The sequence below is a fragment of the Paenibacillus sp. FW507-14B1B genome (assembly GCF_058781425.1).
Genome location: NZ_JBYSWS010000001.1, coordinates 1,418,342 through 1,441,392, shown reverse-complemented (window position 1 = coordinate 1,441,392; position 23,051 = coordinate 1,418,342). Strand labels below are relative to the sequence as shown.

Sequence of the window (23,051 nt, the reverse complement as noted above, 5' to 3'; positions counted from 1 at the left end):
GCGGGGTGGAGCAGTTCGGTAGCTCGTCGGGCTCATAACCCGAAGGCCGCAGGTTCAAATCCTGCCCCCGCAACCAATTTTTCAATAGATTGTCCTTATGATTATTTATGTAATCAGGGCCCTTAGCTCAGTTGGTTAGAGCGGTCGGCTCATAACCGATTGGTCGGGGGTTCGAGTCCCTCAGGGCCCACTTATTGAGAAGTCCTTGCGATGCAAGGATTTCTCGCTTCCTAATAGATGCAACTATTTTTTACTAAATGAATTCGTCAAATCAAAAAAATATCTTGCAATCTAATTAGAATAATGTTATATTAAAGATCCTGTTAGATTAATTATTTCTTAATGACGCGGGGTGGAGCAGTTCGGTAGCTCGTCGGGCTCATAACCCGAAGGCCGCAGGTTCAAATCCTGCCCCCGCAACCAAATATTTTTTTCTTCCCGATGTGCGCGTATGGCGGAATTGGCAGACGCACTAGACTTAGGATCTAGCGGGAGACCGTGGGGGTTCAAGTCCCTCTACGCGCATCAAACAAGGTGCCCTTCGTTTTTTCGAAAACGAGGGGCATTTTTATGTTTAGAACTTGATATATCGATGGTTGTATTCTACGAAATGAAAAAAGAGCGAGCTTGAGGGCGATATGCCTTCCGAAGCTCACTCTTCTGTGAAATTTTATAGGAGTTTAGTTCAAAACAAAATATTATGCGCGTGAGATTATTTCTCTTACTTGATCTGGTAAAGCTGCAATGTCTGTTTTGGATAGCCCTTCAGTTGGGATCGGAGGGAGAATTGTCACGGTCACATGCGCTGGCTTTATCCACATGCCGTTATCCTCCATTAGCTTGTATGAGCCTTGTATCCGAACCGGAACAATCGGAGCTCCTGTCTTAGCGGCAATACGGAATGCACCAGGTTTGAAATCCCCGATCTCCTCTCGCTTACTTCTTGTACCTTCAGGAAAGACCACTACGGAATAATTGCTTTCTATTAACTTACCTGCTTCATTAAGGCTATTAATTGCTTGCCTTACATTGTTTCGGTCAACGAAGATACAGTTTAAATGCTTCATCCACTGTCGAATGATAGGCAATCTGGCAAGTTCAGCTTTGGCAAGTAATGCTTTGGGGTCACCGATGTATCCTAGCATGATGGGGACGTCAAAATTACCTTGATGATTGGAGACGAACACTGCTGCGTCCTGGGGAATGTGCTCCATGCCATGCACAGTAACTTTTGCTCCAGCCATTTTTAATAATGACTTTGCCCAGCGCGTTACATGTTTAGATACGTATGCATCATGTTCTGCGGTGCGTCCTTCCTTCATTAGCCGATTTGCTTTTAATAAACCTGGGATCATCATAAGTAAATATAGCCAAAAATAAGTAAACCAGATCGCAGTGTGAATAATTTTCATGCTGAGTTCCTTTCATGATGACTTGTTGATTCTTCTTTTTTTCTATAACCCAGTATAGCTTGAATGAATACATAATTGTATGGCGAAGATTTACAATGGAAATCCTAGAAAAGCTTGAGTTGTATGGAACTTACCACCGTAAGATGTCCAGAATTTGAGTTATTTATTTTATATAGTAAACAGCAAGAAAAAACTCATCGGGCATTATTAGGCGTATCATTTGTCATACCTTCATTCTTGGTATTCTTACTTTCTGGATCGATGAAGGGAGCAGCAATTGTGGGAGCGATTTGTTTAGTCATGGTCCTGTCTTTGGTTGTTTTTATTACAAGTCTAAACCGGGAGTGTTAAAGCTTGTTAAACAAACTGAAACGGGATAAAGGGTTCGCAAAAGAACCTTTTTGAGTGATTCGGGAAGGGAATTACAAGGAATGTGGAGAATCATTTAACCAGTTCATAAATTCAACAGGCAAGGAGCTGGGGAATCCGTGGTTGAATGTTTGGATAATCAATTAATGATTTTCACCCAAATGCACGATGAGTTCGTCGAAGATTGGAATTTGGCAATGCAATCGGGCGATACATCTAAACTCGAGAGGATGGCGGAGCACTACTACGTAGCCTTTTTCATGGGTGCCAAAGACAAGCCGGCTTTCTACAATAAGGAAGAAGCGGTGAACGGGATGAGGCTGTCGGTCAATGAACTCTTAGGGGCTGAGAAGAAGTTTAAAAACAGGGTCATTCGACTGAAAGACACGAACCATGCCGTAGTTTTTTATGAATTGTTGATCGAGAAAGATGATAAAGTACTAGCAAGACTGTTTACGATAGAGAATTGGCAGCTTATTAATGGACAATGGCTGCTGGTAAGAGAGATTGAAGAACAAGTTAATTGAAGGTTCAATAAAGAGGAGCAGGCCCTTTAAAGGTCTGCTCCTTTTACTATACAGATATGTCTAAGTTTTTTCCTAGGTTTGGATCCACACTTTTCTCCATCATTTGTACCAGTCCCTGGCCCTGGATATTAGCCTGATTCTTAGCCATGCTCATAACTTGGAGACTGACTGCTTGCGATAACGAAGCTTGGCTCATGGAGATAGATAATGCAGCAATGTCCATACGACACCTCCTATATATCTTTATATCGGCAGCATTGTAATTCTCCTTAAAATTCTGACAGGCCTTAATCATATAAAGATGAAGTTTTTTAAATCAATGCAAGTTATGTTATAATGATTTCATTAAACCGTCCAGACGGTACAGTAAGAGGAGGGCGTGCATGTCTACGAAGGTGAAGTTGCTGGAAGCAGCATCTAAAGTCATCATAACCCAAGGAATAGGATCACTTACACTAGAGGCAGTGGCAATTGAAGCTGGTGTTAGTAAAGGGGGATTATTGTATCATTTTCCGAATAAAGAGGAACTTATCATAGGTCTCAACCTTTATGCGCTTGAACGGTTTAGGAATTCTATACAGCTTGAGATGGAAAATGGAAAAAACTATGTTGAAGCTTATGCTATAGCTACTTTGAACGATATATTTGATCCGAAATATATCGGAATTGACGCAAGTGTATTGGCGGCTTCTGCCAATCATATTGAAGTGCTGAAGATGTGGAATGAGGAGTGTAAAAGGTTTACGGCAGAGATGAAAAAGGAAGGGATATCGTTTGAACTTGGCATGTCATTAAGGCTAGCTTGTGATGGGCTTTGGTATTCCAAAATCTTTGGGATCGGTGAGTTAAATGAAGACGAACAGAGAAGAATGATTACTTATTTACTAGAGCGGATTAGGGAGGGGCGTATGTGATTTTTTATTTGTTTTTGGCGGGTGCAATTTGTTCCGAAGTGTTTGGTGCTACGATGTTAAAGCTATCTCAAGGTTTTACGAAATGGAAACCGATGATAGGTGTAATCACCGGCTATGTCTTGGCTTTTTATCTGTTGTCGAAAGCTTTAGGTGGGCTGCCACTAGGATTATCCTATGCGACATGGAGTGGTGTGGGGACCATATTAACGGTTGTGATTGGAGTCTCTTTATTCAAAGAAAAGGTGAACCGTCAAGGAATTTTAGGTATCGCCATTCTAGTTATTGGAATTGTCATGCTTAATTTATCTTAGTAGAGGAGTAATGATGTGAAGGGTGCTATTTATTTAAGTTTAGCTATTTTGCTAGAGGTGTTTGGTTCCACAATGTTAAAGCTCTCTGAAGGATTTACAGTGCTTTTGCCATCAGTAGGTGTAGTAATCGGATTTTTGGGGTCATTCACGCTTCTATCGTTTGCGTTAAAGAGTATTTCATTATCTGCTGCATATGCAACATGGTCAGGAGTCGGAACGGCACTGACAGCGATTATGGGCGTGTTTATATTTCAAGAGCATTTTTCTATCATGAAGGGTGCTGCGCTCATTCTAGTCATTATTGGAATTGTTCTGTTGAACAAGTCTCAGCGTGAGTCTAAGTCTGTGGAGAATGGTGTTGCTTAATTAAATGAACATAAGAGTAACCCAAAAAAGTCCATGTATCTTTTGATACATGGACTTTTTGACATGTTAGAATCCGAGGAGTTTAATGGTTCACTTCCATATAGTTTTTAGCTTGTTCACGATAAGAGAGCAGGTCGGAGATCGTAACAAACGAGTAGCCTCTCTTCTTCAGCTCAGGCAAAATGATCTTCAGTGCTTCATAGGTCTGTGTACTCCCAGATACAAAATCATGCATTAGCACGATATCACCGTTATGCGCGTTCTTAAGTACTTTATTCACGATTTTATCAACTCCAGGTTTTTTCCAATCCAGTGTATCTTGGTGCCAAGACCAGAGGATCATCAGGAGACCACTTTTCTTACAGTGCTGAACGATGGATTCATTATAACTGCCGCCTGGAGGACGGAACAGCGTCGACTTATGTCCTGTTGCTGTATGAATAGCTTCTTGTGTCTTGTTTAGTTCAGTCACCATAAAATTGCTGCCGATTCTGACAAATGACGGATGGCTAAAGGAGTGATTGCCGACCTCATGACCTTCTTTCAACTCACGCTGGACAATCTCGGGATATTTCTCCACCCGGTTCCCCACGACAAAAAATGTAGCTTTGGCATCATACTGTTTCAGTAAATCGAGAATATTTGCGGTTGAGTCATCGTCAGGCCCGTCATCAAAAGTGAAAGCAATGACCTTATTCTGTGTAGGGACCTCCCACACAATATCTCCACGCTGTTCATAATAATCTCTTCCTTTACTTGTCGCGGAAGGCATGGCATCTAGTGGAGAACATAACATGGTATTGGTGAAGATGAGCAGGAGCAGTAAGATTTTTTTCATTTTTTTATTTATCCTTTGCTTGTCATGAAAATTGACGTTTTTTAGTATTCTTTGAATTGACAAGCTAAATTATTCTTAAATATATCTATGAGTTTTTTGACTTCTTTGGGTATAGACAACGATTGAATTATAGTTTTTCAGCATTGAATAGCCGTGGAAAGTTTAGCAAAGAGGAAATCGCTGATTATTTGGAGGAGGTTGTAACAAGGTTGCGTTCATGAATGGTTTGTGTCAGTTGCTTCAAACTTATGCCGTATTGCCGAGCGATATCTCTTGCAAAGCTTTGTCCTTGCGGCTTCCCAGGAGTTACTTTATATGATCGATTGGACTCAGTTAATTTATGCTCTACTTCTTCTTTAATCCCTGCGACCATACTAATGAGCTTGCTATCCCCGGGTTGCTCTGAATTAATTTCATTAATGTTTTCTGCTAGCTCATATAGATGTGTGGCGATAACAGCACGAAGACCCAACAATTTAAGTGCACAAACGATATCTTTCATTAAATAAAAGCTTTCCCCTGGACTGGTTGAAGAAAAGGATTCATTAAGTAAGATTAAACTGTTTCGTGTGGCGCACTGAAAAATCTCTCCTATTTTCTTGGATTCAACTCCTAGTCGTCCTGTTTCCATACTGGAATTTTCCTCAATGTTGAAATAAGGATAAATCCCATCTACAGGACTGATTTCCGCTTCATCACAAGGGACATATAACCCTGCTTGCATCAAGACTTGCGTCAAGCCGATCGCTTGGGCATATGTCGTTTTCCCTCCGGAGTTAGGACCTGTTAGTATAAATATGCGACCATGTTCATTAAAGAAAACGTCATTGGTTACGATATGATCTCCTAATTTACCGTCCTCGTATCGTGCAGCCATCCGAAGTGCAAGATTAAGATTATAATTCCCTTTCAAATGGGTCTTTCGCTCGCCTGATGGAAGCAGAGTAGGTCTGCACATCGGCATGCCTAAGTCTCTCAATTTATGGATGAATTTAACTACGCCAACATAAAAGGCTATGTCCGTTTCTAGTGAGAGTATCCAGTTGAAATTCAAATATGAATATCTTTCAACTATGGGTTGAATAGGCTTCAATACATTTTTAAGCACCTTTTTCAAATCGCGGAATAATGTTCTTCGGAGTTCGGTCTCTTCATGCGACATGTCGTATGTCGAAGTATCATTTTTAGATGTATGTACGGTTTCAACATGTTCTGGGTTTTTGTACAACTCGGATATGCCTTGATAGTCATTACTATTTGTGAAAAGTTTGCTGAGGAGAGAGTTCCCGGAAAATTTCTTATCATTAATTGAGACAAGTGTTGCTTCAACAGGATTTAATTGTGCGTCAAAATTAATACCGATGGTCACGCTAGAAATTGAATCTAACCCTTTTTGCAGTTTAGGAAGCTGTTCAAGTAGGTTTTTAAAGTCTAGATCTTCCGAAATTTGAGTAATGCGATCTTTTAGATCAATAAGTCCTTTTGATTTTAAGTCAGATTTTTCTGTAAAGGCATTATGTAATTGATTTATTAAGTCTACATAAATACCTAATTCTTTAAGTCTCGTTACTGTTTGCAACATATCGACACTTACGCTGGAATGTTTTCCAGATACAAACCTCATATCAGCAATGGTGGACAAACTCTTTTCTAAACAAACCAACAATTCAGAGTTATTCAACAAATCTTCTATAATATCCAACCTATATTTTATTGTTCTTGGATCATAGCTCAATTGTCTAAATATTTTACGGATATCGTTAAAGTATTTGCTGTTACTATCTATCATATGAATGATAGTGTTGAGCTCAAGCTCATCGAAGTCTTGCTCAGAGAATTTTGCTCCCTTCATATCCGATCTATGGGGAAAAACAAGGTTAATATTCTCGTTAGCGAGGAGAGACATCTTATTCACCATCCTTTTTTTGTATATTATAGAATATGTAGCAAGAGAGAGCCAATTAAACAAGCGTAGATATCGGACTAGAGTATATTGAGAGTTACTATAATTTGGGGCTATTTTTCATCAAAATAATTAAATTCAAAAATATTGTTGACAAGTATCGCCGCATCATGTTATTATCATTCTTGTCGCTGCTGACATAAACATTGCTTAGTCGGCTCACAGAATATCCGATATTGAAGTAAAATATATGCGGATTTTCGAAAAAAGCGAATTTAAAAACGCGGCAGTATTTCGCGTTAAACATGCCGGGGTGGCGGAACAGGCAGACGCACAGGACTTAAAATCCTGCGGTAGGTGACTACCGTACGGGTTCGACCCCCGTCCTCGGCATCAAGAGTAGAATAGCAAAAAATAAACCGGCTTCCTTCTGGAAGCCGGTTTATTTTTTGCTAGAAAGAGTGTAGTATTTTTAATACTATAATATATGATCATCCGGTAACATCTGCTAGGAGGAAATATCTGTGTTTAATAATGATTGGGACTTAACTTTACAAGAAGAAATCAAGAAACCGTATTTTGAAGAGTTAACTTTGAAGATAGCGGAAGAGTATAAAGAGCACACCGTTTATCCGCCACAAGAAGATATTTTTCGTGCGCTCAAACAGACACCTTATGATCGGACGAAAGTAGTTATTTTGGGTCAAGATCCATACCATGGTCAGGGACAGGCAGAAGGTCTGAGCTTCTCTGTTAAACCTGGGGTAAGGATCCCACCTTCATTACATAATATTTATAAAGAGTTGTCAGCAGACCTTGGCATTCCTGCTCCATCGCATGGTTCTCTGATGCACTGGGCCAATCAAGGTGTCCTGTTGTTGAACGCAGTGCTCACAGTACGGGAAGGACAACCTAACTCGCACAAAGGACTAGGTTGGGAGAAGTTTACGGATGCCGTTATTGCGAAGTTAAATGAGCGTACAACTCCAGTGGTGTTTATTCTATGGGGGAGTTATGCGCAAAAGAAAGGTGCCTTTATAGACCGGACGCGTCACCGCGTATTAGAATCCGTGCATCCTAGTCCGCTCGCAGCAAGAAGAGGATTTTTTGGAAGTCGTCCTTTCTCAGCATCGAACGCTTTTTTAGAGGAGCAAGGCATTGAACCGATGGACTGGAGTATTCCTGAACTGTCTCAGACAAAAGGTTAATAATCCAAGGAGGTGACCGCGTTGAAGCATTGGGTTGGGCGACATGTACTTGTCCATCGTCGTGATGGTGCCAAGGTCACTGTTGAAGGTGTGCTAAAAATATGGGATAACATGCAGGAGAGGGTAGTGATTGTACCAGGTGATATTGTGGTACCCTTTCAAGCGATTGCAAGAATTGAGCGGGCAGATTTGACCCCGATGTTAAACTGTATTGGGTATAAGATTAAACATGCTATCCAATTTGATAATGCGATATATTTCCGTTCTAAAGTGATGATATGGAGAGGTGATACTTTAGTGGCGCCTCAGGCCATTTTGACGGCTCATGATGCGGATACCGTTACATTGTCTAGTGGTGAGCGATTCATGAAAGCGAATCATAGCTTTGTCGTTCGTTCCTTAAGAGGTAAAGTATAGTAAGACATGATTCAGAACATGAAGGGCACCGGCATTTGCCGATGCCCTTTTTTTGTTTGTTTAAAGAATCAACCTGAATTTGTTGACTAACTAAGCATCTTCAACTTTCTCTGCTAGGAACAGCTCATATACGCGAACAACAATAATTTTGAGTACCATATAAGCTGGAATCGCTAGGAGAACACCTAATATTCCGTAAAAATCACCACCGACTAGCAGTAGAATGATTGTGGTAAGCGGATGAATATCAAGTTGTTTACCGTAGATCACAGGTGTAAGTATGTTGTCCTGAATTTGTTGAGCAACGACAATGACGACAACGGACCAAATGGCAATGCTCGGTGATTCGATAAAGCCAACGATAACGACAGGTATGGATGCCAGAAGGGCACCTACATACGGAATGAAGTTAAGGATGAATGAAATAATGGTAAGCAATAGTGAGTAAGGAAGACCAATAATGAGAAATCCAATATACATAAGAACACTAAGTGCGAGATTAAGGATAACTTTCCCGATAATAAAGTTACTAAGGGCACTGTCGATATCGCTAAGCACTTCTTGCCCATCTTTGCGATATCTTCTAGGGACTACACTTAAAAGCTTAGAAGGTAGCTTGCTGCTTTCTTTCAGCATGTAGTACAAAATAATAGGAATAGTGGCGATGATAACAACTACTCCAGACACAACGGAAATAAGGTTGCTGATGGAGTTGCTGATCCATGTCATAGCACGATTCGCATAGTCCATTAGACCGTTGTACAGCTCTGATTCTGATGGCATAAAGCGTGACCAGAAAGGATTTTTACCCAGCTGATTCATTTGTGTCTGTAGATCATTCACCAGATTTGGCGCATTCTCTATGAAATTTTCGATTTGCTCTTTTAATGTAGGCCATACGAGAAGAATAAAGATTAGGAATAATCCAGCAAATACAAAATAAATCATGAGTACGCCAAGGGGGCGTTTGATCTTTCTTCGTTCCAGATAGTCCACAATTGGACGGAGTAAATAGTAGAAAAAACCCGCTGCAGCAATCGGAACGAGAAGCATGTTAAATATGGATACGATAGGGTTGAACAAGAAGCTGACTTTGGCACCAAGATAAATAATTAACAGCAGTGCAATGATACCAAGGCAGGTACGAAAATATTTGCTCTGCATCATAGGGCTTTCCCTCCAGGCTATGTAGAGTGTCGCAATTACTTGCGACTTAACAGTTCTCATTAACCAAATTAGCCAGTTTTGAATGAAGGGGGATTTATCCAGAAGCAAAGTATCAGTCTATTTCCACTGGTGTGTGGATAGGAACAAGAGAGGCGAGCTCGTTGACATCTTCGTTATGCATTCGAATACAGCCGTGTGAAACGCTCCTCCCAATGGAGGAAGGGTCATTCGTTCCATGTATACCATAATGGGGCTTGGACAAGCCGAGCCAGTATGAACCGAAAGGTCCACCTGGATTGGGTTCTTTATTAATAATAGTGTAGGTTCCTGGAGGTGTCTGAGTAGCTAGTTTGCCAACAGCAATAGGATATGTTTTCACGACACGGTTCCCATCGAGTAAATGAAGCTCATAATTCGATCGATCGATCATAATCCGATAATTAGGCATATTCAATCACTCCTTCTCGAATAGTCTATGTGTGACAATAGGTGGCCGCGCATTAGGTACATAAAATGGGCTTCAATTACCTATCGTTTATTTTTTGTTACGGAAGGTTAATAATTTTTAAGCGTACATAATCCATTTTCCGGTATCGGGGGAAAACATAAATGGCTATTCTTTTGGTAGGTGTGTTTGAAGCGGAATCTGATCTTAATCGTGTGATTACCGGATTAGGAGAACTGGGATTTAAAATGAAGGATATATCGATGATCGGACGGAATGTGAAGATGCTAGACGACCTGAGCGATTTGACAGGGACGATGAAACCGGATACGGGAACAGCTTCAAGTGGTCTCCTAGGTTCCTTGCGAATTGTAGTGTCTGGATTAGAGGTATTGACCGAACCTGTAGCAGCGGTGGGGCCGATTGCCATAAGAGCTGCAGGGGCGGGAGTTGGAAATGGTAAGGAAGACAGTTTGGCCGTAAGCTTGCACGGGCTTGGAATACCGGAGGATGATGCAAGGAATTACGAGCATCAAGTGGAGTTAGATCGAACTTTGGTTCTTCTGGAGTGTGACGAGGATCAACAGGAGCAGATAACGATGTTGTTCAAGGAAAGTCGTGCTTTAAATATGTAATGTTTCAGTATATAGCAGAAGTCAAGGTGCTCAGTAGCCCTTGGCTTCTTTAAGTACGACCTTAACTCCAGATTATTACAGCACTTTAAAGTTGACGGATCATGTTATATTAGAGGGGGAGGACGAACAAGCTATGGGTATTTGCATCAGGAAGGAGTTAGACACCCTTGTCTTTAGTTTACTTCTATAGAAATTATATAAAGAATAATATGTTTACAAAAATGCTGCTGTCGTTCTCAGTGATCGCCATCATTACTATTGTGTCGTTGTCATATTGGATGTATCATTTTCTGTCACAATCTGCGATACGCAGTGAAATGAATACTCAGCGTGAAGCCGTAGAGCAAGTGGAGAGGTATGTGAATCAGAAATACGCAAATGTACAATCTTATGTGAATGATATGTATCGTAATAATCCGCTGAGCGATGATGCGTCTTTTTTTCTAATGAATAATTTCAATGAATATATGGCAAAAAGAATTGATCGCTTCACAGGTTCTAACGTCTCACATTCTGAAAGTATCTTGGCTTATTTCAAGCAGCGTCTTGAAGACGATGCTGATATTGAGAATATTCTTCTCTACAGTGCTGAGAAACAATATGTGTATGTGTACAAACAGGGGAGTATGAATAGACTGTATCAGGCGAACTCCACGCATTCTTTTATTCCGGATGCCATGGCACTAGAGACCCAAAGTGTTACTCTACCTAATGAATGGGTCCGAAAGCTGACTCACAATGAAGATCGGCCGTTGTATTCGATTAGAAGTCCTATTAACGATATGAGAACTTATAAGAACATTGGACAACTCCTTGTATATTACCGGACAGATGGACTACACAAGGTGCTGGAGACGATCAGTCCTCAATTGAAGGGCTACATTCTCGTATTGTCCGCGGATGGACAGGTATTGTTTGATTCCTCTAATAAGTATTATGGAAAGCGCTATCCTTATGCAGATGAACTTCTGAATCCAAAAGAGGTAGTTGATCTTGAGGAAGAGTCTTATATAACCACCTTGGCCCGTAATCAAGGGGGATATACGGTAGTGGGGATTGCTCCCAAAGCGGAGGTTGCTAAGTCTTACAAAGGTCTGCTAAATACCATTATTCCGCTTGCCTTGATTTCTATCTTAGTTGCAATTCTCGTTCCTGCCATACTGATTGTGAATTATTCGAAACGCACCAATAACATTATCCGGTTTATGCGCAAAGTTGAAACTGGGGATTTGGTGGCCAGAATTCAAGATCCGAGAGAGGATCAACTTGGCCAAATTTCGCATAGTTTTAATGAAATGCTTGATGAATTGACAAGATACATCGATCGGGTATATAAAGCTGAGATTAATCAGAAGAATGCAGAATTATCGGCACTTCAAGCAAGGATCGATCCTCACTTTTTATACAATACTTTGGAAGTCATCCGAATGCGGGCGTACTCTCAAGGCGCCACAGATGTCGCGGAGATGATTTATAGCTTATCGGTATTATTTAAGAATATGGTACAGAAGAAGCGTATTCATACATTGAAGGATGAACTTGAAGCTTGCCGCCTTTATCTGGAGTTATTCCGGATTAGGTATAAAGATAAATTCACTTATGAGATCGATTGGGACGAAGCGATTGAAGATATAGAGATCATCAAAATGTCGCTGCAGCCACTCATTGAAAATTACATTGTCCATGGTCTTAGGTCAGACCGTTATGATAACTACATTCACATTAAAGCCGTAGAACGTGGCGATCGAATCCATATTGAAATCCAGGATAACGGAAAGGGGATTGCAGAAGAGAAGTTAAACAGCATCCTTAATCGACTCCAGGCTCCGGAATCGAGTGGAGAGTCATTCGGTCTTCGGAGTGTGAATGATCGTCTGAAGCTGACATATGGAAATGACTATGGCATGGACATCCAGAGCAAGCCGGATATTGGAACAACATTAATTATTGAATTTCCGGTGACATAGAGGAGTGAAGAACGATGTATAAAGTGTTTCTTGTGGATGATGAGCCCTTTATTATCGAAGGACTATATGATGCGGTCGATTGGCCTAAATTCGGTATTGAAATTGTGGGAACGGCTGAGAATGGGCGGCAGGCTCTTGAGAAGATGCAGAGTGTTCCTGTGGATATTCTCATTACAGATATTTCGATGCCGATGATGACAGGGCTTACACTCATTGCTGAAGCTAGAAAAATTAAGCCCGAACTCAGGGTCATCATTCTTAGTGGATTCGATGACTTTTCATATTTGAAAGAAGCTATGCGACTAGGGATTGAGAACTATCTCCTTAAGCCAATTAATTTGAAGGAACTTGAGGAGACTCTTTCTGGAACGATCAACAAGATTAATGCTTCGAAAGCGAAGTACATGTTAGATGAATATGATATATCCATTCTCAGAACGAATATTCTTTATCGGTGGTTAACAGGCAGAATAGAGCCGGAAGAACTATCTGAGCGTGCCGCATTGCTAGGTCTTAGACTAGAGCAGCCTTACATGATGGTGTGCGTGTTACGAGCACAATCCTCTAAGTTAGATCAGGCGTTAGTGCAGCTGGTGGAGACAGAGAAGAATGTGATGTATTTAATCGACTATGATGGAGACTTTGTCGTTATCTTTACCATGGATGATCCTGAGGTAGAGAAGCCGAGAGCTATTCGATTGTTGCAGCAGGTTCGGGAGCAATGTTTTGAGGAGGATATCAGCATTTCTCTTGGAAGCATAGAGACCATTTCGGATCATAATACAGAAAGTTATAGGCATGCTAAAGAAGCACAAGAATATTTTCTTGTTCTAGATCAGCCTTCATATGTGGATTATGTCGATATACAAGAGCAGAAGGATGAGGCATCCAAATCTTTTTCGTTCCAATGGCAAGGATATGCCAAGGGAATCTCTGCAAGGGACAAGCAGGAGTTATTCCATACGATCGACAGTGACTTTGAACGGCTACGTATGACTCCAGGAATCATGCCGAGCGTATTACAGAGCATTGCGGTAGAACTTATTATCCGAATTAAGATTGAACTCAGTGATATACAATATAGTGCGGCCCCGGATTTTGTGAAAAACACGCTCAGTCGTATTGTGGAATCGGCCTCCATCGATGATTTGATTCGTGCAGTTAAAGACGGAATTGGTGGACTGGTTGATGCGCTAAATAGCGATACGAAAAGTCCCGTGATTCAGCAGACACTCAATCATATTCATGAATCATATGATGAAGATTTGTCGCTCAAAGTGCTGGCAGCCCATTATCACATCCATCCTGTGTATCTGGGACATCTCTTTCATAAAGAAACAGGAGAGAGTTTTACAGAGTACATTAATCGATACAGAATTGAGAAAGCGAAAGAACTACTTCGCACGACTCCACTTAAGGTACAGGAAATTGCAAGAGAGGTTGGCTACTGGGAGACAGGCTATTTTTATAAGCAATTCAAAAAATATGTGGGTCTTTCTCCAAGAGACTTTAAAGGACTACTCTGAATTTCATGTTCAGAGTAGTTTTTTTCTTTATTTTGAACCATAATACCTTTAGTTTTTCGCCTATGTGAAAATGCTTTCATCCGGTAATCTTAATGTATAGAAAATAAACAAAGAGAGACAAAAGGGAGGAAATGAAATGAGTAAGTCGAGAAAGAAATGGCTCATTCCCATGACGATGTTGTTGTCCATTTCGATGTTGTTATCTGCATGTGGCGGGGCTAAAGATTCGTCAAATGGAAGCGCAAGCAATGGTGGCTCTTCGGATAAGCCTGTTGAGCTGATCTGGTACACAATTGGTGCACCTCCAAAAGACCTGGAAAAGGTTGAAGCCGAAATTAATAAGTACACTGCTGAAAAAATCGGTGTAACTGTGGATATGAAAATGATCGACTTTGGTGACTACTCCCAAAAAATGCAGGTTATGGCTGCTTCCGGCGAGCCAATGGACATTCTGTTTACAAGCTCATGGGCATTTGACTATGTACAGAATGCAAGAAAAGGCGCATTTATGGAACTGGACGAGCTGCTAGAGAAGGAAGGTAAAGGTATTAAAGAAATACTGGACCCAGCATTCCTAGAAGGTTCTAAAGTTGATGGACATAACTACGCTATTCCAGCTAACAAAGAGCTTCCAGCTCAAGAAGTATGGCGTTTTAACAAGAAGCTAGTTGATAAATACAACTTGGATATTAGTAAAGTGGATACACTTGAAAGTCTTGAACCACTTCTTAAAGTGATCAAAGAGAATGAACCTAATGTGGTTCCACTTGCGATCAGTAAAGATTTTGGTCCGTTGACTCCTTATGATGCAGTTATTGAAAAAATGCCAATGGCTGTTCACTTGGATGACAAAGAGAACTTGAAAGTTGTAAACACATTAGAATCACCTGAACTTATGGCAGCTTTGAAAACAATGAACAAATATTACAAAGCGGGATACATTTCTCCAGAAGCGGCTACAACAACTTCAACTCAGGACTTGTTCACTTCCGGCAACTGGTTTGTTGACCGTGCAGCAACTCAGCCATTTGCAGACAATCTGTGGAGCCAAAGCTATGGCTACCCTGTAGTTTCTACACCGGCGAACGATCCTGTGGTTTATAACTGGTCTGTAATGGGCTCCATGCAAGCGATTTCTGCGAACTCAGAACATCCAGAAGAAGCAATGAAATTCTTGAACCTTCTTAATACGGATGCGAAACTTCGTAACTTGGTAGACTCCGGTATTGAAGGCGAGCACTACAAGAAAGTTAGTGAGAATGTAATGGAGAACCTTCCAGCATCTAAAAACTATGACGTGCCTACATTTACTTTTGGTAACGTAATGCTGACTTACTTGAATCCAGAAGATCCTGAGAACAAATGGGAAGAGTTCAAGAAGTTTAACGAGTCCGGTACAAATGCACCGCTTCTCGGATTTAACTTCAACCCATCAAAAGTATCTTCCGAACTTGCAGCAGTCAACAACGTAAAAGAAGAATTCTGGGCTCCGCTTATGACGGGAACTGTAGATCCTGAACAATACTTGCCTAAAGCTGTTGAAAAATTGAAAGCTGCTGGCTTAGACAAGATTATGACTGAAGTTCAGAGTCAAGTGGATGCATGGAAAGCAAGTAAGTAAGAATTAGATTGACAATGTGGATTAGATAGGGCGGCGGTCATCCACCGCCCTTCTTTTTCATTCATCACGAGGAGGGATTGACGTGAGAGCGATCGGACAATTTTTCAAAAATATCATGACGAATAAGGCCATGCTATTCATGGTTTTGCCGGGGGCCATTTGGTTTCTCTTTTTCTCTTACTTGCCGATGCTTGGAACAATCATTGCGTTTAAAGAATACCGTTTTAGCCGCGATGGGTTTCTTGCCAGCATCATAGACAGTAAGTGGGTTGGACTCGATAACTTTAAATTTTTATTCAGTACCAATGACGCATATATCATCACCAGAAACACGGTGTTGTACAATTTCGCATTTATCGTATTAGGTCTCATTTTATCTGTTGCTTTGGCAATTGTGTTGTCTGAGATTGTAAATAAACGACTGGCGAAAGTGTACCAGACCGGTATGTTTCTTCCCTATTTCCTATCATGGGTAATTGTTGGGTATTTTGCGTTTAGCTTCCTCAGTATGGATAAAGGTATGCTGAATCAGATTCTTGCTTGGTTTGGTGTAGATCCAATCCAGTGGTATTCGGAGGCGAAGTACTGGCCTTACATTTTGATTCTAATTAGCTTGTGGAAAGCAATTGGTTATAACAGTGTCGTGTATCTCGCAGCGATTATGGGTATAGACAAGTCCTTGTATGAAGCAGCTATGATTGACGGCGCGAACAAATGGCAGCAGATCAAAGCAATCACGATCCCAATGCTGAAACCGCTTATGACGATTCTAACTCTACTTGCTGTAGGTAAAATCTTTTATGCGGATTTCGGATTGTTCTATCAAGTGCCGAGAGATTCCGGTACCCTGTATTCGGTAACGAATGTTATTGATACGTATGTATACCGTGGATTGAAAACAACAGGTGAGATCGGTATGAGTACTGCAGCTGGTTTGTATCAATCCGTTGTCGGATTCATTCTCGTCATGACTTCCAACTATATCGTGCGCAAATACGATAAGGACAACGCGTTGTTCTAACAAGCGAATTTACTTCAAAGGGGGTACGAGACATGTTTAAAAGAAAACCCAAAACCCAAGACTTTCATCAGCTCTCCAAAGGTTGGAACATTGGTGCGAACTTAATCGCAGGTATTTTTGCCTTTATGTGTGTATTTCCATTCTTGTTTGTTATGATTATCTCCTTTACGGATGAGACATCACTTGCAAAGAACGGTTATCAAATCTTCCCAGAAAAATGGAGTCTTGAAGCATATAAATATGTGTTTGAAACAGGAGATACTCTGCTTCGCTCCTATGGCGTAACGATCTTCGTTACCGTGGTAGGTACGATCATTAGCCTTTGCGTAATCGCATTGTATGCTTATGCAGTGTCGCGTAAAAGTTTCAGATACCGTAACTTCTTCTCATTCTTTGCATTCTTTACCATGCTCTTTAATGGGGGCTTGGTTCCAACTTACATTGTAGCTACCCAGCTTCTTGGTCTGAAGGATTCCATCTGGGCTTTGATTTGGCCACTTGCTGTAAATGCCTTCTACATCATGATTCTACGTACGTTCTATAGCACAAGTGTTCCGGATGCTATTGTGGAGTCCGGTAAAATTGACGGTGCGACGGAGTTCAAGATTTTCTACAAACTCGTTCTTCCGCTCTCCTTACCAGGTCTAGCAACGATCGGTTTGTTCAGTACTTTGGGATATTGGAATGATTGGTTTAACGCGCTATTATATATCGATAATCCGAACTTAGTTCCTTTACAATCGATGTTAATGAGAATTGAAACTAGCATGCAATTTATACTTCAGAACTCTCAGAACGCTTCTCTTAGCATGGATGCTCTTCAATCGCTGCCTCAGGATACTTCTCGTATGGCGATGGTTGTACTGGCGACAGGACCTATCATTCTGGCGTATCCGTTCTTCCAACGTTATTTCATCCAAGGTTTGACGATTGGTGCGGTGAAAGAATAAAACATGTAGTGACCGGGGGATATGGGAATGACCTTTAAAGATTCTAGCAAACCTGCACTAGATAGGGCTCAGCATTTGCTGAGTCTCATGACACTTGAAGAAAAGATTGGACAGCTTATACAACCTTTCGGCTGGAAGACTTACGAATATAAGAATGGTCAAATATCTTTAACAGATTCTTTCAAAGAACAAGTGGAGAATGGCGGCGTAGGCTCTTTATATGGGGTACTACGTGCTGACCCTTGGACAGGTGTTACGCTTGATAATGGTCTTTCACCAAAAGAAGGCGCTCAAGCGGTTAACGAAATTCAGCGATATGCCATTGAACATTCTCGTTTGGGTATTCCGATCCTGATCGGAGAGGAATGCTCTCATGGGCACATGGCTATCGGAGGAACGGTCTTCCCAGTGCCGTTATCTATTGGCAGCACATGGAATGTGGACCTGTACCGGGAAATGTGCCAAGCTGTTGCTCGAGAGACAAGGAGCCAGGGCGGTGTTGCCACTTATTCTCCTGTGCTTGATGTTGTACGGGATCCTCGCTGGGGACGTACAGAGGAATGCTTCGGGGAAGATCCTTATTTGATCAGTGAGCTTGGTGTTGCTTCTGTAGAAGGTCTTCAAGGTGAGCGACTGGATGGAACAGACAGTGTAGTTGCAACACTGAAGCACTTTGCAGGTTACGGAAGTTCTGAAGGTGGCAGAAATGCAGGTCCTGTTCATATGGGCTATCGTGAATTGCTTGAAGTCGATTTGTTGCCATTCAGAAAAGCAGTTGAAGCTGGTGCAGAATCAATTATGCCAGCCTACAACGAAATCGATGGCGTTCCTTGTACTGTCAACTCCGAGCTTCTGGAAGAGCTGCTTCGCAAGGAGTGGGGCTTTAAGGGAATGGTCATTACGGACTGCGGAGCTATAGATATGCTAGCTTCCGGTCATGATACGGCTGAGGACGGTATGGATGCTGCAATTCAAGCGATTCGAGCAGGAATTGATATGGAAATGTCCGGTGAGATGTTCGGTAAGCATTTGTTTGAAGCGGTACGACTTGGCAAATTAGAAACAGAAGTCATTGATCAAGCTGTCTTGCGAGTACTAACATTAAAATTCCGTTTAGGCTTGTTCGAGAACCCATATGTTGACCCAGATCGAGCAGAACAGGTCATCGGTAGCGATGATCATAGGAGAATAGCTCGTCAGTTGGCAGCTGAAGGTACGATTTTGCTGAAGAATGAGGGAGATCTACTTCCACTATCCAAAACTTCAGGTACGGTTGCAGTCATCGGTCCAAATGCGGATCAAGGATACAACCAATTGGGTGATTATACTTCACCACAACCACAAGAGCATGTTGCTACTGTATTAAAGGGAATTCGTCACAAGTTCGTCGATGAGACACAGCGCGTTCTTTATGCACCAGGGTGCAGAATTAAGGACGATTCGAAAGAAGGATTTGATTTAGCCTTGTCTTGTGCTGAACAAGCGGATACAATTGTTATGGTTCTTGGGGGTTCCAGTGCCCGTGATTTTGGCGAAGGGACCATTGATTTAAGAACCGGAGCATCCCAGGTGACAGAGCATTCATGGAGCGATATGGACTGTGGTGAAGGAATTGACCGTATGAACCTTCAACTTTCTGGTGTCCAGCTTGAGTTGTTCCAAGAAATCCACAAGTTAGGTAAGCCGATTGTTGTTGTGTATATCAATGGCAGACCGATTGCAGAACCTTGGATTGATGAACATGCTCATGCAATTCTGGAAGCTTGGTATCCAGGACAAGAAGGTGGTCATGCCATTGCTGATATTTTGTTCGGCGATGTTAACCCGTCAGGTCGTTTGACCATTTCTATTCCGAAGCATGTCGGACAACTCCCTGTGTATTACTATGGAAAGCGCTCGCGCGGAAAACGCTATCTGGAAGAAGATTCAAAGCCACGCTACCCATTTGGATATGGTCTGAGCTATACGAAGTTCAGCTATAGTGATCTCAAGGTTGAACCTGAGATTATTGGAGTGGATGAGCAGGCAACTGTGAGTCTAAACGTAACCAACTCGGGAAATCGTGAAGGTAGTGAAGTCGTTCAGTTGTATATATCCGATGCAGCAAGTCAGTACACCAGGCCGGCTAAAGAGCTGAAAGGCTTCCACAAGATGAACTTGAAGCCGGGAGAAACCCGGACCGTTAACTTTACCGTTGGAGCTGAAGAGCTGAAATACATCGGTAAAAATTATAAATATGTCGTAGAGCCAGGTCTGTTCCACGTGATGGTGGGTAGACATGTTAACGATACGCTTAGCGCGGATTTAAGGGTGCGGGAGGTTTAATCTATGGAGCGAATCAGACGTTTTATCCGGGAACTGTCGGAGCGGCAGTGGCAAGAGCAAATGGAACTGCGGGATTGGGATATTACACGTTCAACCTATAAACTTCCTGGTCAATATGAAGATACAGCGCCATATCCAGAAGGTACGGGGTTAGATCGGTTTCCTAGTACTCAGGGAACAACGTATTTTTTTCGCAAAACTTTAGAACTCCCCATTGCTTGGAGAACCGAGAAGATAGGTCTATTGTTCGAGTCTGGAGGAGAAGGGCTGCTGCGTATTAACGGCAGTTCGTATCAGGGGCTTGATCAAAATCATACGTTTGTTACACTCGATCCTAAACGAACCGGAACAACAATGGATCTCGAAATAGAATTGTTTGATCCGATTCCGGAACCGGTTGATCCATTGAATCAACAAGCGGTCATAAAGCCTCCGATTACTTCAATTCGAAGTATGCTTGTAAGCGTCAATATGCCGATTCAAAGCCTGATGCATACGGTAACGGTCATACGGGACGCCATGGTTCTTTTACCAGAACAGGATTTCCGTCGTGTCCGCCTTATGGAGGCGTTATACCGGGCAATGGACCGATTTGTGTCCATGGACGATACAGCGATTCACAGTGGACAAGCCGTCAGAGCACTAGAAGAAGATCTGATCCATGAAGTTCGTAAAGTTGGCGATAACGCCGAGGGAACCGAGCACATGGTGGGACAGTCTCATATCGATATCGCATGGCTTTGGCCCGTGCGGGAAACGGTGCGCAAAACGAGTCGAACCTTCTCAACAATCAATTCATTGATGGAGGAATTTCCAGAGTTCAAGTACGCTCAAAGTCAACCACTTTTGTTTCAGTTCTTGAAAGACAACGATCCTGAACTGTACGAGCGGGTTAAGGAGCGGATTGCTGAAGGACGCTGGGAACTGGTCGGTGGAATGTGGGTTGAACCGGATCTGAACATACCGAGCGGTGAGTCACTTATGCGTCAAATGCTTTATGGTCAGCGTTTCTATCAGCAAGAGTTCGGGAAAACCTCCAATGTGGAGTGGTTACCAGATACGTTCGGTTATTGTGCTTCATTACCTCAAATATTGAAACATGGTGGAATTCGGTACTTCATGACCACAAAGCTTGGCTGGAACGATACGAACGTTTTTCCTTATGATTTGTTCCACTGGGTAGGGATTGATGGCACTCCGATGTTATCTTATTTGAATCATGGAGTGAATGAGAATACGCTCCCAAAAGATATCCATGATCACTGGCAATCCTACCGGCAGAAGGATGTTCATAATGAACAGATGCTACTCTATGGGCATGGTGATGGCGGCGGCGGGGTAACCCGTGAAATGCTGGAGTATATTGATCGGTCAGATTTAATGGTTGGACAACCAGCCAGTCGTTATAGCACGGCAGCGGATTTCTTTGATGGTATTGATCAGAAAGATCCGAAACTCCCAACTTGGCGAGGAGATCTTTACCTCGAACTGCACAGGGGGACTTACACTACACACGGTCGTAATAAAAGACACAATCGTAGAGCTGAAATGCTATACCGCGAATCTGAACTGTGGAACACTTTAGCAGCACCTATGATGGATGCCGAGAAGCTACAGCAGGTTAATACAGCTCTTCATGATGGATGGAAGCTGATTCTATTAAATCAGTTCCATGATATTATTCCAGGGTCTGCTATTACCGAATCCTACGTAACTTCAGAGAAGGAATATGGCGAAGTATTTGATAAAGGTTACTCTTCTCTTGAGCAAGGACTTGAAGCACTAGCGGCTCAAGTAAATACGGAAGGTGACGGTCTTCCTTATTTGATCTTTAATAGCATGGGATGGTCCCGTGATGCGGTTGTTACCATACCATGTGAACCGGATCTCCGTAAGCAATCGATTTATGATGCAGAAGGAAATTGTCTTGATAGTGATGTTGTAACCGATGATAATGGGGTTTCTTCTTTTGCCGTACGTGTGCCGGGAGTTCCTGCATTTGGTTACAAGACAATCTGGGTTCGAGATGTTGGAGACATTGATGGTTTAACCGCTACCAAGTCCCAAGTGCTTGATCAGGATTGGGAGACGGAATACTACAAGATACAGTTCAATGATCGCGGTGAGATCGTAAGCCTCTATGATAAAGAAGCTGACCGTGAAGTGGTTAAGGATGGAGAACGTGCGAATCGATTCCATTTCTTCCATGATCGGCCGACGCTATGGGATGCTTGGGACATTGATACACGCTATGAAGATCAGGTGGCTGGAGAAGCCGAGCTGCTGGAGAAGAAAGTGGTGCTTTCTGGTACGGTGAAGGATATTCTCCGTTTCCGCTGGCAGCTACATCAATCGGAGATTACTCAGGATATGATTTTGTATCATCAGGATCGCCGTATTGATTTTAAAACCAAGGTCATCTGGAATGAGTCACATAAGTTGCTAAAGGTTGGTTTTCCGATTGATGTGGTTACAGAAAAAGCGACTTACGAGATTCCATTTGGATCTATTGAACGTCCAACACACCGAAATACGAGCTGGGAACAAGCACAGTACGAAGTGTGTGGTCATCGCTTTGCAGACGTATCTGAGTTCGGTTATGGCGTCAGCCTGCTGAATGATTGTAAATATGGTTATGACGTCCAGGGCAGTACCATTCGATTATCTTTATTAAGAGCTCCAAAATGGCCGGATGTCACTGCAGATCTGGGAGAGCATCATTTTACTTATTCTTTATATCCTCATGAAGGAGACTGGCGTGAGGCCGATACCTTCAGGAAAGCTGCAGAGCTCAACTATGAATTACCTGTTCAAGCGACAGTGCCTAAGAAGGGGTCACTGCCTTCTAATCACTCGTGGATTTCGTTTGAAAGTCAGCATGTTGTTCTTGATACAATTAAGCTGGCAGAAGATGGTGATGGGGTTGTTCTTCGGTGGTATGAATCCTCTGGAGGAAGAGAGAACGTAACCCTTAATTGGCCTCATGCTTATACGAAAGCGTATCTATCAAATGCACTTGAGGAAGAGATCGAAATCATTCCAAGTACCGAAGGTAAGATAACCCTTTCGTTTGCCCCTTATGAGATCAAAACTGTGAAACTTACTTAATTCTTATTACTATACTTAACT

Annotated in this window: 20 protein-coding genes and 5 tRNA genes; 19 read left to right on the top strand and 6 right to left on the bottom strand. The window is 42.1% G+C overall.

Annotation, left to right across the window (positions count from 1 at the left end; all coding sequences use genetic code 11):
- The 4 genes from AC3WJJ_RS06960 to AC3WJJ_RS06945 all read left to right on the top strand — a co-directional run bounded on the left by AC3WJJ_RS06960 (position 1) and on the right by AC3WJJ_RS06945 (position 525).
- Positions 1-76 (top strand) — tRNA-Met (locus AC3WJJ_RS06960).
- Positions 77-116: 40 nt separating this feature from the next.
- Positions 117-190 (top strand) — tRNA-Ile (locus AC3WJJ_RS06955).
- 156 nt (positions 191-346) lie between these two features.
- Positions 347-423 (top strand) — tRNA-Met (locus AC3WJJ_RS06950).
- A 22-nt stretch (positions 424-445) separates the two neighbouring features.
- Positions 446-525: transfer RNA gene (locus AC3WJJ_RS06945), tRNA-Leu, on the top strand.
- A 173-nt stretch (positions 526-698) separates the two neighbouring features.
- Here AC3WJJ_RS06945 and AC3WJJ_RS06940 read toward each other — a convergent pair.
- On the bottom strand, positions 699-1,412 hold the full coding sequence (locus AC3WJJ_RS06940; protein ID WP_492539143.1) for a lysophospholipid acyltransferase family protein: 714 nt from the start codon (positions 1,410-1,412) through the stop codon (positions 699-701).
- Positions 1,413-1,912: 500 nt separating this feature from the next.
- On the opposite strand from AC3WJJ_RS06940, the gene AC3WJJ_RS06935 reads away from it, so the two are divergent.
- Complete coding sequence (locus AC3WJJ_RS06935; RefSeq protein WP_492539141.1) at positions 1,913-2,308, top strand: hypothetical protein; 396 nt, start codon at positions 1,913-1,915, stop codon at positions 2,306-2,308.
- A gap of 46 nt (positions 2,309-2,354) precedes the next feature.
- Here AC3WJJ_RS06935 and AC3WJJ_RS06930 read toward each other — a convergent pair whose 3' ends face one another.
- A complete protein-coding gene (locus AC3WJJ_RS06930; protein ID WP_422660411.1) occupies positions 2,355-2,531 on the bottom strand; it encodes a YjfB family protein in 177 nt (58 codons plus the stop codon).
- A gap of 160 nt (positions 2,532-2,691) precedes the next feature.
- Here AC3WJJ_RS06930 and AC3WJJ_RS06925 point away from each other — a divergent pair, with 160 nt between their 5' ends.
- Genes AC3WJJ_RS06925 through AC3WJJ_RS06915 form a run of 3 tightly spaced genes read left to right on the top strand, consistent with a single transcriptional unit; the run spans position 2,692 to position 3,899 of the window.
- Positions 2,692-3,222, top strand: coding sequence for a TetR/AcrR family transcriptional regulator (locus AC3WJJ_RS06925; protein ID WP_492539139.1), 531 nt, complete (start codon positions 2,692-2,694; stop codon positions 3,220-3,222).
- Positions 3,219-3,533: a DMT family transporter gene (locus AC3WJJ_RS06920; protein WP_492539137.1), complete on the top strand. Its 315-nt coding sequence runs from the start codon at positions 3,219-3,221 to the stop codon at positions 3,531-3,533. Before AC3WJJ_RS06925 ends, AC3WJJ_RS06920 begins: the two co-directional genes overlap by 4 nt.
- 15 nt (positions 3,534-3,548) lie before the next feature.
- Positions 3,549-3,899: a DMT family transporter gene (locus AC3WJJ_RS06915; RefSeq protein WP_492539135.1), complete on the top strand. Its 351-nt coding sequence runs from the start codon at positions 3,549-3,551 to the stop codon at positions 3,897-3,899.
- Between the two features lie 82 nt (positions 3,900-3,981).
- Here the strand turns inward: AC3WJJ_RS06915 and AC3WJJ_RS06910 are convergent, their stop codons facing one another.
- Both AC3WJJ_RS06910 and AC3WJJ_RS06905 read right to left on the bottom strand, forming a co-directional pair.
- Positions 3,982-4,695 (bottom strand): polysaccharide deacetylase family protein, encoded by a 714-nt coding sequence (locus AC3WJJ_RS06910; protein ID WP_492539619.1) that lies wholly within the window; start codon positions 4,693-4,695, stop codon positions 3,982-3,984.
- Between the two features lie 226 nt (positions 4,696-4,921).
- Positions 4,922-6,589: a MutS-related protein gene (locus AC3WJJ_RS06905; protein WP_492539133.1), complete on the bottom strand. Its 1,668-nt coding sequence runs from the start codon at positions 6,587-6,589 to the stop codon at positions 4,922-4,924.
- Positions 6,590-6,947: 358 nt separating this feature from the next.
- On the opposite strand from AC3WJJ_RS06905, the gene AC3WJJ_RS06900 reads away from it, so the two are divergent.
- The 3 genes from AC3WJJ_RS06900 to AC3WJJ_RS06890 all read left to right on the top strand — a co-directional run bounded on the left by AC3WJJ_RS06900 (position 6,948) and on the right by AC3WJJ_RS06890 (position 8,265).
- Positions 6,948-7,033: transfer RNA gene (locus AC3WJJ_RS06900), tRNA-Leu, on the top strand.
- Positions 7,034-7,164: 131 nt separating this feature from the next.
- Complete coding sequence (gene ung, locus AC3WJJ_RS06895; RefSeq protein ID WP_492539131.1) at positions 7,165-7,848, top strand: uracil-DNA glycosylase; 684 nt, start codon at positions 7,165-7,167, stop codon at positions 7,846-7,848.
- Positions 7,849-7,869: 21 nt separating this feature from the next.
- The gene (locus AC3WJJ_RS06890; protein ID WP_422660416.1) at positions 7,870-8,265 is read left to right on the top strand and encodes a hypothetical protein; all 396 of its coding nucleotides are present in this window, start codon (positions 7,870-7,872) and stop codon (positions 8,263-8,265) included.
- A 90-nt stretch (positions 8,266-8,355) separates the two neighbouring features.
- Here the strand turns inward: AC3WJJ_RS06890 and AC3WJJ_RS06885 are convergent, their stop codons facing one another.
- On the bottom strand, positions 8,356-9,432 hold the full coding sequence (locus tag AC3WJJ_RS06885; protein WP_492539129.1) for an AI-2E family transporter: 1,077 nt from the start codon (positions 9,430-9,432) through the stop codon (positions 8,356-8,358).
- Positions 9,433-9,544: 112 nt separating this feature from the next.
- The gene (locus AC3WJJ_RS06880) at positions 9,545-9,880 is read right to left on the bottom strand and encodes a L,D-transpeptidase (protein ID WP_492539127.1); all 336 of its coding nucleotides are present in this window, start codon (positions 9,878-9,880) and stop codon (positions 9,545-9,547) included.
- Positions 9,881-10,041: 161 nt separating this feature from the next.
- Here AC3WJJ_RS06880 and AC3WJJ_RS06875 point away from each other — a divergent pair, with 161 nt between their 5' ends.
- From AC3WJJ_RS06875 to AC3WJJ_RS06840, 8 genes are all read left to right on the top strand, one after another.
- Positions 10,042-10,512, top strand: coding sequence for a hypothetical protein (locus AC3WJJ_RS06875; RefSeq protein ID WP_492539125.1), 471 nt, complete (start codon positions 10,042-10,044; stop codon positions 10,510-10,512).
- A gap of 167 nt (positions 10,513-10,679) precedes the next feature.
- Positions 10,680-12,479 (top strand): cache domain-containing sensor histidine kinase, encoded by a 1,800-nt coding sequence (locus AC3WJJ_RS06870; RefSeq protein WP_492539123.1) that lies wholly within the window; start codon positions 10,680-10,682, stop codon positions 12,477-12,479.
- 14 nt (positions 12,480-12,493) lie between these two features.
- Complete coding sequence (locus AC3WJJ_RS06865; RefSeq protein ID WP_492539121.1) at positions 12,494-14,005, top strand: response regulator; 1,512 nt, start codon at positions 12,494-12,496, stop codon at positions 14,003-14,005.
- Between the two features lie 136 nt (positions 14,006-14,141).
- Entirely contained in the window at positions 14,142-15,626 is a 1,485-nt protein-coding gene (locus AC3WJJ_RS06860; protein WP_492539119.1) for an ABC transporter substrate-binding protein, read from the top strand.
- A 91-nt stretch (positions 15,627-15,717) separates the two neighbouring features.
- A complete protein-coding gene (locus tag AC3WJJ_RS06855) occupies positions 15,718-16,647 on the top strand; it encodes an ABC transporter permease (protein ID WP_422661412.1) in 930 nt (309 codons plus the stop codon).
- 32 nt (positions 16,648-16,679) lie between these two features.
- On the top strand, positions 16,680-17,597 hold the full coding sequence (locus AC3WJJ_RS06850; RefSeq protein ID WP_492539117.1) for a carbohydrate ABC transporter permease: 918 nt from the start codon (positions 16,680-16,682) through the stop codon (positions 17,595-17,597).
- Between the two features lie 27 nt (positions 17,598-17,624).
- Complete coding sequence (locus AC3WJJ_RS06845; RefSeq protein WP_492539115.1) at positions 17,625-19,922, top strand: glycoside hydrolase family 3 N-terminal domain-containing protein; 2,298 nt, start codon at positions 17,625-17,627, stop codon at positions 19,920-19,922.
- A 3-nt stretch (positions 19,923-19,925) separates the two neighbouring features.
- Positions 19,926-23,030, top strand: coding sequence for an alpha-mannosidase (locus AC3WJJ_RS06840; RefSeq protein ID WP_492539113.1), 3,105 nt, complete (start codon positions 19,926-19,928; stop codon positions 23,028-23,030).
- Positions 23,031-23,051: the final 21 nt, after the last annotated feature.